10 protein-coding genes are annotated in these 13,311 nt (G+C 68.7%); 4 read left to right on the top strand and 6 right to left on the bottom strand.

Annotated features, from left to right (window positions below; translation table 11 throughout):
* Positions 1-149: 149 nt before the first annotated feature.
* Positions 150-938, top strand: coding sequence for a sulfite exporter TauE/SafE family protein (locus OEJ37_RS12440; RefSeq protein ID WP_175919019.1), 789 nt, complete (start codon positions 150-152; stop codon positions 936-938).
* Between the two features lie 150 nt (positions 939-1,088).
* Here OEJ37_RS12440 and OEJ37_RS12435 read toward each other — a convergent pair whose 3' ends face one another.
* From OEJ37_RS12435 to OEJ37_RS12425, 3 genes are all read right to left on the bottom strand, one after another.
* Positions 1,089-2,927 (bottom strand): S10 family peptidase, encoded by a 1,839-nt coding sequence (locus OEJ37_RS12435; RefSeq protein ID WP_263344439.1) that lies wholly within the window; start codon positions 2,925-2,927, stop codon positions 1,089-1,091.
* 614 nt (positions 2,928-3,541) lie between these two features.
* On the bottom strand, positions 3,542-5,629 hold the full coding sequence (locus tag OEJ37_RS12430; RefSeq protein WP_263344438.1) for a D-(-)-3-hydroxybutyrate oligomer hydrolase: 2,088 nt from the start codon (positions 5,627-5,629) through the stop codon (positions 3,542-3,544).
* A gap of 138 nt (positions 5,630-5,767) precedes the next feature.
* Positions 5,768-6,133 (bottom strand): BON domain-containing protein, encoded by a 366-nt coding sequence (locus tag OEJ37_RS12425; RefSeq protein WP_034182860.1) that lies wholly within the window; start codon positions 6,131-6,133, stop codon positions 5,768-5,770.
* 430 nt (positions 6,134-6,563) lie between these two features.
* Here OEJ37_RS12425 and OEJ37_RS12420 point away from each other — a divergent pair, with 430 nt between their 5' ends.
* The 3 genes from OEJ37_RS12420 (at position 6,564) to OEJ37_RS12410 (ending at position 9,746) form a co-directional block, all read left to right on the top strand.
* Positions 6,564-8,006: a TAXI family TRAP transporter solute-binding subunit gene (locus OEJ37_RS12420; protein ID WP_263344437.1), complete on the top strand. Its 1,443-nt coding sequence runs from the start codon at positions 6,564-6,566 to the stop codon at positions 8,004-8,006.
* Positions 8,007-8,090: 84 nt separating this feature from the next.
* Entirely contained in the window at positions 8,091-8,729 is a 639-nt protein-coding gene (locus OEJ37_RS12415) for a DsbA family protein (protein WP_174421334.1), read from the top strand.
* Positions 8,730-8,798: 69 nt separating this feature from the next.
* Positions 8,799-9,746 carry a LysR family transcriptional regulator gene (locus OEJ37_RS12410; protein ID WP_263344436.1) on the top strand — a complete coding sequence of 316 codons (948 nt, stop codon included), beginning with the start codon at positions 8,799-8,801 and terminating at the stop codon, positions 9,744-9,746.
* A gap of 16 nt (positions 9,747-9,762) precedes the next feature.
* On the opposite strand, the gene OEJ37_RS12405 is transcribed toward OEJ37_RS12410, so the two are convergent.
* The 3 genes from OEJ37_RS12405 to xdhB form a co-directional block, all read right to left on the bottom strand.
* A complete protein-coding gene (locus OEJ37_RS12405) occupies positions 9,763-10,164 on the bottom strand; it encodes a nuclear transport factor 2 family protein (RefSeq protein ID WP_263344435.1) in 402 nt (133 codons plus the stop codon).
* 77 nt (positions 10,165-10,241) lie between these two features.
* Positions 10,242-10,859, bottom strand: a complete 618-nt coding sequence (gene xdhC / locus OEJ37_RS12400; RefSeq protein ID WP_263344434.1) for a xanthine dehydrogenase accessory protein XdhC — start codon at positions 10,857-10,859, stop codon at positions 10,242-10,244.
* An 84-nt stretch (positions 10,860-10,943) separates the two neighbouring features.
* Positions 10,944-13,307, bottom strand: coding sequence for a xanthine dehydrogenase molybdopterin binding subunit (gene xdhB, locus OEJ37_RS12395; RefSeq protein ID WP_174421330.1), 2,364 nt, complete (start codon positions 13,305-13,307; stop codon positions 10,944-10,946).
* Positions 13,308-13,311 lie beyond the last annotated feature (4 nt).

Genomic DNA, 13,311 nt, shown 5'->3' with positions numbered 1-13,311 from the left:
CGTCCGGCCGCCCGCCGCACGGGCCTTCGCGGCCGATTTTTAACGCAGTCGTACATCCACCCGCCACTTTTGCGACAATGGCGGACTTTGACGCGCGCGCAGCGGCCGCGCGCCGCCGCCGCCGAACGCCGCATAACCGCCTGCTTCCGATGTCGCTTCCCCATATCGATCTGCTGTACTCCCTGTCCGGTCTGTTCGTCGGCATCCTCGTCGGCCTGACGGGCGTCGGCGGCGGTTCGCTGATGACGCCGATCCTCGTGCTGCTGTTCGGCGTCCACCCCGCGACGGCGGTCGGCACCGACCTGCTGTACGCTGCCGCGACCAAGGCGACCGGCACGCTGGTCCATGGTCTGAAGGGTTCGATCGACTGGCGCATCACGGGCCGGCTCGCGGCGGGCAGCGTCCCGGCCGCGGCGCTCACGCTGTGGTGGCTGCACACGCACGGGATGAACGCGCCGGGCACCGCTCGGATGATCCAGCTCGTGCTCGGCATCGCGCTGCTGCTCACGTCGCTTGCGCTGATCTTCCGGCCGCAGCTCACCGCGTTCGCCGCGCGCAACCCGCTCGCGCCGAGCCCTGCGCGCACGCTGTGGTCGACCGTGCTGACGGGCGCCGTGCTCGGCGTGCTCGTGTCGATGACGTCGGTCGGCGCCGGTGCGATCGGCGTGACCGTGCTCCTGCTGCTGTATCCGATGCTCGCGACGACCCGCATCGTCGGCTCCGACATCGCGCACGCGGTGCCGCTCACGCTCGTCGCGGGCATGGGCCACTGGCTGCTCGGCTCGGTCGACTGGTCGATGCTGCTGTCGCTGCTGCTCGGCTCGCTGCCCGGCATCGTGCTCGGCAGCCTGCTGTCGGCGCGCGCGCCCGAGCGGCTGCTGCGCAACCTGCTCGCCGCGACGCTCGTCGCGGTCGGCGTGCGGCTCGTGCTCGCGTAAGCGGCGCTGCCGCCCTTTCCTCCGTCATTACGCCCTGCCCGGCCGGCGCACGACGCGCCGACCCGTCGCCCGCTGCAAAAAAACAGCCCGACCGGCCTGCGCCGATCGGGCTGTCGTCCATCCGGGGCGGCACAAAGCCGCCCGCCGCGCTTACTGCCCCTGCTGCTTCAGTTGCTGCTGCTTGAGCTGCTGCGTGCGCGCCTGCAGCTTCAGCACGCGCTGCAGCGCGGTGCGGTTCGCGAGGATGCCGTCGTAGAAGTTGGCGAGATCGCCCTTCAGCGCGGTCCGCGACGCGTCGTTCAGGTAGATCATGTGACCCGACGGGTAGTTCTTGATCGTCAGGTTCTGCGCCTTGAGCGTCGGGTCGAGCGGCATCTGCGCGAGCGTCAGCTCCGTCTGGTGGAACGGCGTGACCGCATCGAAATAACCGTTCGCCGACAGCACCTTCAGGTCCGGGTTCACGCTCATCGTCGACGCGAGGTCGCCGGCCGTGTACAGCGTATTGCCGCCGCCCCGGTTCGCGCCGGTCGGGTCCGTGTGGCTGAAGTCCCAGTTGTTGAAGACCTGGTCGTTCAGGTCCACGAACGACGACGTCGACGTGTACTTGAGGTCGGTGTTGATGTAGCTGTTCCACAGCACCGTGTACGCGCCGCCGACGTTCGTGATCGACGGATCGTTGCTGCCCGAGTTCGGCAGGATGTACGGCGCGATGCCCTTGCCCGTGAAGTTCGCGCGACCGTCGTACTGGCCGATCTGCGTGCCCGGCACGAGCGTCAGGAAGAACGTGTACGGCGGGTTGTCGTTCGACGACGGCACGTTGCCGAGCGCGGCCGGGTTGCCGAAGGTCTGGATCAGCGACGTCGGATCCGTGCCGATGTACGAACCCATCTGCTGTGCCGTCTGCAGGTTCAGGTTCAGCCGCACGTTCACGAAGCCGCCGTCCTGCGGGTTCGGCTTCTGCGCGAGCGGCGCGAGCGTGTTGTCCGCGTACGCGCGGGCCTGGACCATGTACGCGTCGAGATCGGTCGGCGTCGGGTTGACCGTCGTCTTCTTCCAGTAGAACGCGTCGGCCGCGAGCGTCGGGAACGTACCCGGCGCGGACAGCGCATTCGCGTAATCGAGGATCGACGACTGCAGCGTGATCCCGTTCAGGTCGATGCCGTCCTCGTGCAGCACCCACGACACGACCGCGCTGCGGGCGGTGCCGTACGACTCGCCGAACAGGAACTTCGGCGAGTTCCAGCGCGAGTACTTGGTCAGGTAGCGTTGGATGAAGCGGTCGATCGAGCGCGCGTCCTGGTCGGTGCCCCAGAAGTCCTTGTTCTTCGCCGGGGCGATCGCCGCCGAATAGCCGGTGCCGACCGGGTTGATGAACACGAGGTCGGTGCGGTCGAGCAGGCTGTCGGGGTTGTCGAGCAGCTTGTACGGCGCGGGCGGCGTGAAGTTCGGAAACGACGACTGCAGGCGCCTCGGCCCGAACGAGCCGAGCAGCAGGTAGACCGACGATGAGCCCGGGCCGCCGTTGTAGAAGAACGTGACCGGGCGCGGCTTCGACGGATCGGGATTGTCCTGCGTGTACGCGACGTAGAACATCTTCGCGTTCGGCGCCGACGTGATCGGATCGATCGTCGTCAGGTGGCCCGTGGTGGCCGTGTAGTTCACGGTCTTGCCGCCGATCGTGACCTGGCGGTGCACGACCGCGGCGCCTTCCGTCGAATCCGTGACCGCGTCGTTCGGCCCGGTGCCGTACACGTCGTTGTCGACGTACGGCTGGTCGGCCGCGGCGGCGGCCGTTGCGTTGGAGCTGGCCGTCGTGCTGCCGTTGGACGTCGTCGCAGCCGCGGTAGCGGCCGATGCGGACGGGCTCGGGCCATCGTCGCCGCCGCACCCCGTGACGAGCAGCGCCGCGGCCGCGGCTGCGGCGAGCGGCATGCTCAGTGTCGTTCCGAATAGCGCGAAACCGTCTTTCAAGGACTTCCGTGTCGTCATTATTGCCTCTCGAACAGAACGATAAATACCGCCGGCCGCAAAGGATCATTTGCGCCGGCGCTCCGCACCGGGAATGCATTCGTTATGCGACGCACTCCGAGTTTTTTACCGGATCGGCGAATACCGATCGGCACGATTTACCCCACCCATGTTTTTTGCGACTGCACAATGGAATCAATTCCATTGCAAACGACAATTCAATAATCCGCAGCAATACGAATGCATTTCGTATATCCGCATGCGCACAAAATCGGCAGCAAAAGCATGCCCCCGCGAAGCCCGCCCGATAAGGCGGCCTCGCTGAGAACAGACGAACAATCCCCCTCGGCGAAATGCCGATTAATCGCAAAACGGCGATCAATCGCAGTTCGAGCCGATTTAATAAAATCGAAAGGATCGATTAATAAAGCGGAAAGGAATATCTCGTATCTGGAATTTATTAAATTAAGTGAAAATACCGGCGCATAATAGGTTCCGGATTTACCGCCGTAAAGTAACAATTTGTTACGGCGCTCGCCATTCGAATAGATGGCGGCGCGGGACCGATTCCAGCGACGAAAAAAGAAAAAGCCGGACGGCTGTCCGGCTTCGTGATGACGATACGGCGGGCGCCGTCAGAGCGGCACGTCGATCGCGCCGGCGCCGGTCGTGATCGTGTTCGCGCCCGGCGCGGCCAAGATTGGCGGCAGGTTCGCACTCGTCAGCGCGGGCGCGGCGCCCGGCGTGCCGCCGCGCGGCACCGTGCGGATCACCTGCGACGGCGGCAGCGGCGCGCCGTTCTTCAGGTGCTGCCACATCAGGTTCAGCGCCTGCAGGTTGTAGTAGTGGACCGGCACGAAGCGCGTGTCGAAGCCCGCGACCGGCAGGAACGCGTCGAAGTGCTGGCCGTTCGTCACCTCGTAGAACACGAGCTGGCTGCGCCCGCCCTCGCTGATGCCGTTTTGCGCGACGTACGCGCGCGATGCGTGGTTCACCGGCACGAGCGCGTCGCTGCGGCCCTGCACGATGATCGCCGGCTTGCCCTGCAGGTTTGCGTTCACGCGCACCGCGTCGACGTTCGCGGGCATCCCGAGCATCCCGTTCGTCCAGAGCTGGCGCAGGCACAGCGCGCCCGCGAAGCTCGCATCGGGTGTCGCGAGCCGATGGTCGACGCCCGCACCCGTGTTGAACACGAGGTTGATGCCGGCCGTCGGCGGCACGCCGTTGCCGACGCCGAACACGGCCGGCATCGGCGACGCGGCGGGCGGCGCGACCGCGCCCGTCGCCGCGTTCGTCGTCGCGAAGCTGAAATTGCACAGGTTGTCGGTGACGCGCGAGCGCGTGTACGCGTTCGCATAGGTGACCGCGATCGCCGGAATCGCCTGCGAATCCCACATCGGCGCCTGCAGCAGGTCGGAATCGGTCAGATAGCCGGCCGCGTGGAGTTGCGCGAGCGCGTCGGCGGCCTGGCTCTGCGTGTCGGCGCCCGACACGAGCCCGGCCGCGGCCAGCGTCGCACAGCGCTGCGTGCGGATCGACTGCGTGGTCGCGGCCGGCAGCGCGCTCAGGTACGGCGCGTCGGCGAGCGACGCCGATGCGGCCGCGCACGGCTGCAGCAGGTTCGCGAGCGTCGCGTAGTCGGCCAGCGGCCGGCCGAACGACGGCACCGGCTGGCCGCCCGTGCGCACGATCGCGTTCGGCGCCATCCGCACGTTGATCTGCGGTTCGCCGACCACGACCGCGGTAATCCAGCCGCGGCTGTCCTGCTCGGCCGCCGCGAGCGACGCGCCGCCGCCGTTGCTGACGGACGCGGCGATCGTCGTGATGTCGCCCGCGCGATAGCGCACGCCGTGATGCGAGCCGTCGATCAGCGGTCCGAACTGCTCGTTGAGCGCCCAGTACGCGAACTCGACCGCCTGCAGCGTCACGCGCCCCCAGTCCTGCTCGGGATTCTGCTGCGAATGCGCGTGCTTGAACGCATAGCGGTTCGGGAAACGGCTGTTGAACGCGGCGAGATCGCCGCTCGTCACGTTCGCGGTGAACAGGCTCGCGGTGCCGGCGAGCACCGCGTTGGCGAGCGTGCCGTCGATCAGCGTGACGGTATCGGAGCCGAGCTCGTGCGCGCCGTTGCCGCCGCCCTTGTCGTTGTATGCGACCGCGCAGCCGCGCTTGAGCGCCCACTCGCCGGCCGCGGAGATCGCGCCGTACACGCCGCGCGAGCCCGACGACGTCGCGGTGACGATGCACGGCTGCGCGGGATCGAAGCTGGCGGGCACCTGCACGAGCAGCGTCACGTTCTTGCCGCCGCTGCCGTCGTCGGAATACGCGAGATATTCGGTGCCGGGGATCTTGCCTTCGCCGAGCGTGTCGTTGCCGGCGAGGTCGACGTTCGGCCCCCAGAAGCGGCCATAGCCACCGTTCGCGCTCATGTCGACGAGCGCGCGGTAGTTCGACCAGATCGCGAGACGGCGCAGCTCGGCGCTCGTCGGCCGGGACGGATTCGCAAAACCGGGTGCTGCCGCCGCGAGGCCCGTCTTGCCGAGGCCTGCCGTCAGCAGGTCGTCGCTCGCGCCGTCATAGGCCGTCGTGCGCACGCTGCCGGACACGAAGCCGGGCAGCCGGTTGCGCTCGCCCGGCTCGTCGCCGTTGCAGGCGCCGAGCATCGCAACCGCGGCCAGCGCCGCGCCGAAAACCATCCGCCTGCCCCACCCGAGCCTCGCCATCGCCGCCCTCTCGATATCGTTATCGGTCCGCCGCCGCGTCGCACGCGGCGTGTGGCCGGTGAAGCGCAAACGGGCCCCGGCATGCCGGGGCCCGCCCGAAAGCGGGCACCTGCGGCGCTCACGCGCCGCCGCCCGCCATCACTGCTGCTGGACCGTCAGCTTGTTCGTGACCGACGTCACGCCCTTCACGCCCTTGGCCGCAGCTTCGGCCTTGTCGATCTGATCCTGGGCCGGCATCGTGCCCTCCAGCGAGATCGCGCCGCCCTTCGAACGCACGACGAGGTTCGCCACGTCCACGCCGCTTTCCTTCGAAATCGCCTTGCGCACCGCGTAGCCGAGCTTGCGGTTCGCCTTCTTCGCGGTTTTCGCGGCGGCCTTCGGCGCGCTCGTCGCGGCCGCCGGCGCTTCGGTTGCCGCCGCATCGCTCGACTGCGCATACACGCTGCCCGACAAACAGGCCGCCACGGCGGCGACGCCCAACGCTCTCAACACGATCGACTTCATGCTATCTCCTTGTAACTCCGGAACGGCCGTGCACAGTACGGCCGGATACCCCCAAAGACAGCCGGCCCGCGCGCGAACGGGCGGGACAGCCGGTGATTTCCACGGCGATGCGAGAGAGGCGAGACGGGCCGGCAGCCGGCGCGCGCGATAGCGGGCCAGCCGGGCCGGGCAGCCGCCGGCCGGACGCGCCCGGTCTCATTGCGTGCCGGGTCGCGCGCGAATCGGGCGCGGCTGCGTCGCACAATGTAATCCAGCCCCCGCGGAAGCGCAAAGCTTTTGACGCGGCGCCGCCCGCCGCTGTCGCCGCGAAGCCGCGCCGAGGCGCCCGACTCGCGCATGCGCGGCGAAACCGGGTACCATCGCCGCGAGAATGTGCATCGTCCATGACGACCGTCATCGATGCGTCACGCCAGCGTCCTCCGCCGATCCCATGAAGCCTGCCCGCCCTCGCCCGCCTCGCCGCATCCTCGCCCGCTTCGTCGCGGTGTCGTGGCGCGACCTCGCGCTGTCGATCGGCCCGACCGTGCTGCTCGCGGGCGCGGCCGTCTGGCTCGCGGTCAGGCTGATCCAGCCGGCGCCGCCCTCCACGCTCGTGATCTCGGCCGGGCCGCCCGGCAGCACGTACTGGAACGCCGCGCAGAAATACAAGGCCATCCTCGCGAAGAACGGCGTCACGCTCGACGTCCAATCGTCCGAAGGGTCCGCGCAGAACCTCGCGCGGCTGTCGAACCCGAACGCGCCGGTCGACGTCGGCTTCGTGCAGAGCGGCATCGGCCCGAAGGAGCGCGACGAACGACTCGTATCGCTCGGCAGCATCGGCTACGTGCCGCTCGCGATCATGTATCGCGGCCCGGTCGTCGCGCGCCTGTCCGACTTCAAGGGCAAGCGGCTCGCGCTCGGCGCGGAAGGCAGCGGCGCGCGCGAGCTGAGCCTCGCGCTGCTGAAGATGAACGGCATCGTGCCCGGCGGCCCGACCGAGCTGCTGCCGACCGCCGGCGAGGACGCCGCGACCGCGCTGCTCGACGGCAAGATCGACGCCGCGTTCCTGTCCGGCGACTCGACGCAGATCCCCGTGATGGCGAAGCTGTTCCGCGCGCCCGGCGTGCACGTGTATTCGTTCACGCAGGCCGAAGCCTACGCGCGGCGCTTTCCGTACCTGACCGCGATCACGCTGCCGATGGGCGTCTACGATCTCGGCCGGAACCTGCCGCCCTCCGACATCCACACCGTCGCACCGACGATCGAGCTGGTCGCGCGCGACTCGCTGCACCCCGCGCTGTCCGACCTGCTGATCGAGGCCGCGCGCGAAGTGCACGGCCACGCGACGATCCTGCAGCACGCGGGCGAATTCCCGTCGTCCGTCACGCGCGGCTTCCCGCTGTCCGACGATGCCACCCGCTACTACAAGTCGGGCAAGACCTTCCTGTACCGGAGATTGCCGTTCTGGGTCGCGAGCCTCGTCGACCGGCTGCTCGTCGTGATCGTGCCGCTGATCGTCGTGCTGATCCCCGGGCTGCGGCTCGTACCGTCGCTGTACGGCTGGCGCGTGCGCTCGCGCATCTATCGCTGGTACGGCGCGCTGATCGCGCTCGAGCGCAGCGCGCTCGGCGAGCACACGGCCGAGGATCGCGTCCGGCTGCTCGACGAGCTCGACGACATCGAGGAAGCCGTGAACCGGATGAAAATGCCGCTCGCCTACGCCGGGCAGTTCTACGTGCTGCGCGAGCACATCGGCTTCGTGCGCGAACGGCTCACCGCGCACGACCAGGAAACGCCGGCGGGGCCGCCCGGCGCCGGCGGCCAGCCGCACGCACGCACCGATGCCGCGACGCCGGCCGGCGATTCCCCCCGGGCGACTCCCGGTTCCGCGTGAGCGAACGATCCGCGATCATTGCTGCATGCGCGCACCGCCGCGTACCATGGAGGCCGCCGTACGCCCCACCCTCTGGAGATCGTCATGACAACCGGCCTCGACACCGCCCAGCCCGCCTGGTTCTTCGACTTCGTGTCGCCGTTCTCCTATCTGCTGCTCGAACAGCATGACAAATGGCCTGACGTGCCGTTCGAACCGGTCGCCGTGTCGCTCATCGACCTGCAGCGCCACTGGGGGCAGCGCCCGAGCGCCGACGTGCCGGCCAAGCGCGTGTTCACGTACCGTCACGCGCTGTTTCGCGCGGAACAGCTCGGCATCCGCTTCAAGATGCCGCCCGCGCACCCGTTCGATTCCGACAAGGTGTTGCGCCTCGCGATCGCGCTGCGCGCCGATATCGCGACCGTGCTGGAGATGTACCGCTTCATCTGGCGCGACGGCAACGATCCGTCGACGCCGGAAGGCTTCGCGGCGCTGTGCGAACGCGTCGGCGTCGGCCACGGCGACGAGCTGATCGAATTCGAGGAGACGAGTGCGCAACTGGCCCGCAACAACGCCGACGCGATCGCGCTCGGCGTGTTCGGCGTGCCGACGTTCTGGATGAACCAGCAACTGTTCTGGGGTGAAGACGCGCTGCCGATGGTGCTGTACTGCGCGCGCACGCCGACCTGGCTCGAATCGAGCGAGGTCAAGCGGATCAGCACGCTGCCGAAGGGTCGCGCGTGATGGCCGGTATCACGCACGGCAACGCGCGGCTGCGGTAAGGTTACGCTTCGCCCGAATCACCCCGCACCGATGGAAGACGACGACCGTACCGCCTCGCTCGACATCTGGCTCGTGCGCGTATTGCGCACGCTGCTGCTCGAGCGCAGCGTCACGCAGGCCGCGCTGCGGCTGAACCAGACCCAGCCCGCGATCAGCACCGCGCTGCGCAAGCTGCGCGAGACGCTGAACGACCCGATCCTCGTGCGCGGCAAATCCGGGATGGTGCCCACCGAATACGGTGCGTCGCTGCTCGAAGCCGCGCAGCGCGCGCTGCGTGAGGTCGACTTCATCGCGACGCCGCACGGCGACTTCGACCCTTCGTCCGCGCGCCGCACGTTCCGCGTCGCCGCGCCCGACTATCTGAACGATTTCTTCATGCCGACGCTGATCGAGCGCTTTCGCGACGCGGCGCCGCATGCGCACCTGGAAATCGATTCGCTGAATCCCGCGCTCGACCACGCGGGCGCGCTCGAATCGGGCGCGCTCGATCTCGTGATCGGCAACTGGCCGAAGCCCGACCCGCTGTTCGCGCGCCAGGACCTGTTCTCCGACACGATCGTGTGCCTGATGCGCGAAGCGCATCCGCTCGCGCACGTGCCGCTCACGCGCGAAGCCTATGCGTCGGCCGCGCACGTCGCGCCCACGCCGTATACCGGCGACAAGCGCAACGCGATCGAGATCGGCCTCGCGCGCGCGCGCCTCACGCGGCGCATCGTGACGACGCTGCCTTACTTCGGGATCGTGCCGCAGGTGTTGCTGCAGTCGGACCTGATCTTCACGACGACGCGCCGCTTCGCGACGCACTATGCGCAGCTGCTGCCGCTCGTCGTCGTCTCGCCGCCCGTGCCGTTCCCGCGCATCAAGAGCTACCTGCTCACGCATCCGCAGCCCGACCGCCCGACCGACATCGCATGGCTGTGCGCGCTGATGCAGAGCGTGTCCGACGAGCTGACGGTCGCCCGCAGTCGCAAGCGCTGACGCGAGGCGCGGCCGCTCAGGCCGCGCAGAAGGTTTCCTGCAGATGGGTCCAGCGCACGACGCCCGCCGCGTCGCGTTCGAACACCGCGGTCGCGCGCCGCGCGGGCAGCTCGCCCGATGTCGCGTGCTGCGCTTCGAGATAGGTGATCACCGCATGCGATGCGCCGGCCGCAAGCACGTGGATCTCCGACAACGTGATGCGCAGCCCCGGCTTCGCGCCGGCGAGCTTCGCGAACAGCGCGCGCGCGCCGTCGCGGTCGACTACGCGGCCGTCGGTCAGGATCATCGTGAAATCGGTGGAGAACGGCGCGAGCAGCGCGTCGAGCGCCGCTGGCGCGGTATCGACGCCGGACAGCCAGCGCTCGATGGCGACGAGGCTCGCATCGAGCGCGTCGAGATAGATCGGATGATCGGACATGGCGCCTGCACGGAAAGGCGCGGCCCGATGCCGCGCGTTGCCGTGCAGTGTATGCAAAAACGCGCGGCCGTGCGCCGTTACCGCGCGCAGGATACGTCATCGCGCGCACGCCCCGACGCGGCCGCCTTCGCGTCGGCCACCGGCATGCCCGAGCGCACCTGCAGCAGTTCCGCGCACACGGCCACCGCGATCGCGCCCGGCGTCTTGTCGACGATGCCCGCGACGCCGATCGGGCACACCATTTCCACGAGCCGCGCCGGATCGACGCCGCGCGCGGCGAGCCGGCGCTCGAACTTCACGCGCTTGGTGCGCGAGCCGATCATCCCGAAGTACGCGTAGTCGCGCCGCCGCATGATCTGCACGGCGAGCGAAAAGTCGAGCGCGTGGTTATGCGTCATCACGAGGTAGTACGCGCCGGGCGGCGCCGCGTCGACGACGGCCTCCGGCGTGTCGGTCGGCTCCGGCTGCACGTTCGGCGGACATTCGTCCGGGAACAGCTCGTCGCGCGTGTCGACCCACTGCACGACGCACGGCAGCGCACCGAGCAGCGTGACGAGCGCGTGACCGACGTGCCCGGCGCCGAACAGCACGACGTGCATCGGCGCCGGCGCGCCGGTCGCGCGGTTGCGCCGGCCGGTGCCCGGCGCGAACGTCGGAGTCGACGCGGTGCGAAGCGAACGTGCGGGCCCGTTCATGTCAGCCTCCGCCGGGCCGCCCCAAGGAGGCTGACCGCCCCCTCGGAGGGCAACGAACGAAGTAAGCGTGGCGGTCGTTTCATGTCAGCCTGCCTGAACCGCGCGGGCCGCACGCACCGCATTCACCGCGCGCAGGATCGACTCGCCGGTGGCCGGCGCGTCGAGCGGCGGGTTCACCTTGTAGTCGCCGACCGCAGCTACCGCGTCGCGCACTGCGAAGAACACCGAGAACGGCAGCAGCAGCGGCGGCTCGCCGACGGCCTTCGACCGGTGGATGCTGTCCTCGACGTTGCGGTTCTCGAACAGCCGCACGTTGAATTCGGGCGGCGTGTCGTTCACGGTCGGGATCTTGTACGTGGACGGCGCATGCGTCATCAGCTTGCCGCCCTTGTTCCACCACAGCTCCTCGGTCGTCAGCCAGCCCATCCCCTGGATGAACGCGCCTTCGACCTGGCCGATGTCGAGTGCCGGGTTCAGCGACGCGCCCACGTCGTGCAGCGCATCGACGCGCAGCGTGCGCATCTCGCCCGTGAGCGTGTCGATCACGACTTCGGACACGGCCGCGCCGTACGAGTAGTAGTAGAACGGCCGGCCCTGCAGCTTCGACTGATCCCAGTACAGCTTCGGCGTCGCGTAGAAGCCGTCGGACCAGAGCTGCACACGTGCAAGGTAGGCCTTCGCGATCACTTCGCCGAACGGCACGCCCTGGCCGCCGACCCACACGACGTCGTTGCCGAACTTCACGTCGGCCGCATCGGCCTTGCCGTCGCCGAACTGCTTCGCCGCGAACACCGCGAGCCGTTCGCGCAACTGGCGCGCCGCATCCTGCGCGGCCTTGCCGTTCAGGTCCGAGCCCGTCGACGCAGCCGTCGCGGACGTGTTCGCGACCTTGCTCGTGTCGGTCGCCGTCACGCGGATCCGGCCGAAACGGATGCCGAGCTCATGCGCGACGACCTGCGCGACCTTCGTGTTGAGCCCCTGCCCCATCTCCGTGCCGCCGTGGTTCACGAGCACCGAGCCGTCGGTGTAGATATGCACCAGCGCGCCGGCCTGGTTGAAGTGCGTGACGTTGAACGCGATCCCGAACTTCACCGGCGTGAGCGCGATGCCCTTCTTCAGCACCGTGTTGCGCGCATTGAATGCGCGCACGCCCGCGCGCCGCGCGCGGTAGTCGCTCGTCGTCTCGAGCTCGCCGAGCAGCTCCTGCAGCACGTTGTCCTCGACCGTCTGGCCGTACGGCGTCACGTTGCGCTCGGTCTTGCCGTACAGGTTCGCGTAGCGGACGTCGAGCGGATCGCGGTCGAGCGAGCGCGCGACGTCGTCGAGGATGTACTCGATCGCGAACGCGCCCTGCGGGCCGCCGAAGCCGCGGAACGCGGTGTTCGACTGCGTGTTGGTCCTGCCGCAGTAGCCGGCGATGTCGACGTCGCCCAGCCAGTACGCGTTGTCGAAGTGGCACACCGCGCGCGTCATCACCGGGCCCGACAAGTCGGCCGAGAAACCGCAGCGCGACGTCATCTCGAGCGCCACGCCGTCGAGGCGGCCGTCGTCGTCGTAGCCGACGTCGAAGCGGTAATGGAAGTCGTGCCGCTTGCCGGTGATCATCATGTCGTCGTCGCGGTCCGGGCGCAGCTTCACCGGGCACAGCAGCTTCCACGCGGCGAGCGCCGCGCAGCACGCGAACAGGCCCGACTGCGATTCCTTGCCGCCGAACCCGCCGCCCATCCGGCGGCATTCGACCAGCACGTTGTGCGACGCGACGCCGAGCACGTGCGCGACGAGGTGCTGCATCTCGCTCGGGTGCTGCGTCGAACAGTACACGTGCATTCCGTCGTCGTCCTTCGGCACCGCGTACGCGATCTGCCCTTCCAGGTAGAACTGCTCCTGGCCGCCGAGCAGCATTTCGCCCGACTCGCGGTGCGGCGCGGCGGCGAGCCGCGCGGCCGCGTCGCCGCGCGCGAGCTTCAGCGGCGGGATCACGTAGGTTTCGGCCTGACGCGCTTCCTGCGCGGTCAGGATCGCGGGCAGTTCCTCGTAGTCGACCTGCGCGCGGCGCGCGGCGAGCCGCGCGGTTTCATGCGACGTCGCGACGACGATGAACATCGGCTGGCCGACGAACTGCACGATGCCCTTGGCGAGCACCGGATCGTCGTGGATGATCGGGCCGCAATCGTTGACGCCCGGGATATCGTCGGCCGTGAACACGGCGACTACGCCCGGCGTCGCGCGCACCGCGTCGAAGTTCATCGACACGATCTTCGCGTGCGGCTTCGCCGACAATCCGAGCGCCGCGTGCAGCGTGCCCGCGACGACCGGAATGTCGTCGGTGTAGGTGGCACGCCCGCTCACGTGCAGGTGCGCGGATTCGTGCGCACGCGATACGTGCACCTGCGCGGCATCGGCTTGCGGGTCGAGGGTACTCAGGAACGGTTCTGCTTGCTGGTTCATCTTC

This window comes from Burkholderia sp. BKH01 (assembly GCF_025685725.1).
GTDB lineage: Bacteria > Pseudomonadota > Gammaproteobacteria > Burkholderiales > Burkholderiaceae > Burkholderia > Burkholderia pyrrocinia_C.
Note: the sequence above shows the minus strand (reverse complement) of the source record. Positions and strands in the feature narration are given on the sequence as shown.

Excerpts from the sequence above, each read along its gene's own strand:
- OEJ37_RS12420 (WP_263344437.1), top strand. The coding sequence starts at position 6,564 with ATGAAGCCTGCCCGCCCTCGCCCGCCTCGCCGCATCCTCGCCCGCTTC.
- OEJ37_RS12405 (WP_263344435.1), bottom strand. The coding sequence starts at position 10,164 with ATGTCCGATCATCCGATCTATCTCGACGCGCTCGATGCGAGCCTCGTC.
- OEJ37_RS12415 (WP_174421334.1), top strand. The coding sequence starts at position 8,091 with ATGACAACCGGCCTCGACACCGCCCAGCCCGCCTGGTTCTTCGACTTC.
- OEJ37_RS12410 (WP_263344436.1), top strand. The coding sequence starts at position 8,799 with ATGGAAGACGACGACCGTACCGCCTCGCTCGACATCTGGCTCGTGCGC.
- OEJ37_RS12425 (WP_034182860.1), bottom strand. The coding sequence starts at position 6,133 with ATGAAGTCGATCGTGTTGAGAGCGTTGGGCGTCGCCGCCGTGGCGGCC.
- OEJ37_RS12435 (WP_263344439.1), bottom strand. The coding sequence starts at position 2,927 with ATGACGACACGGAAGTCCTTGAAAGACGGTTTCGCGCTATTCGGAACG.
- OEJ37_RS12430 (WP_263344438.1), bottom strand. The coding sequence starts at position 5,629 with ATGGCGAGGCTCGGGTGGGGCAGGCGGATGGTTTTCGGCGCGGCGCTG.
- OEJ37_RS12440 (WP_175919019.1), top strand. The coding sequence starts at position 150 with ATGTCGCTTCCCCATATCGATCTGCTGTACTCCCTGTCCGGTCTGTTC.
- xdhB (WP_174421330.1), bottom strand. The coding sequence starts at position 13,307 with ATGAACCAGCAAGCAGAACCGTTCCTGAGTACCCTCGACCCGCAAGCC.
- xdhC (WP_263344434.1), bottom strand. The coding sequence starts at position 10,859 with ATGAACGGGCCCGCACGTTCGCTTCGCACCGCGTCGACTCCGACGTTC.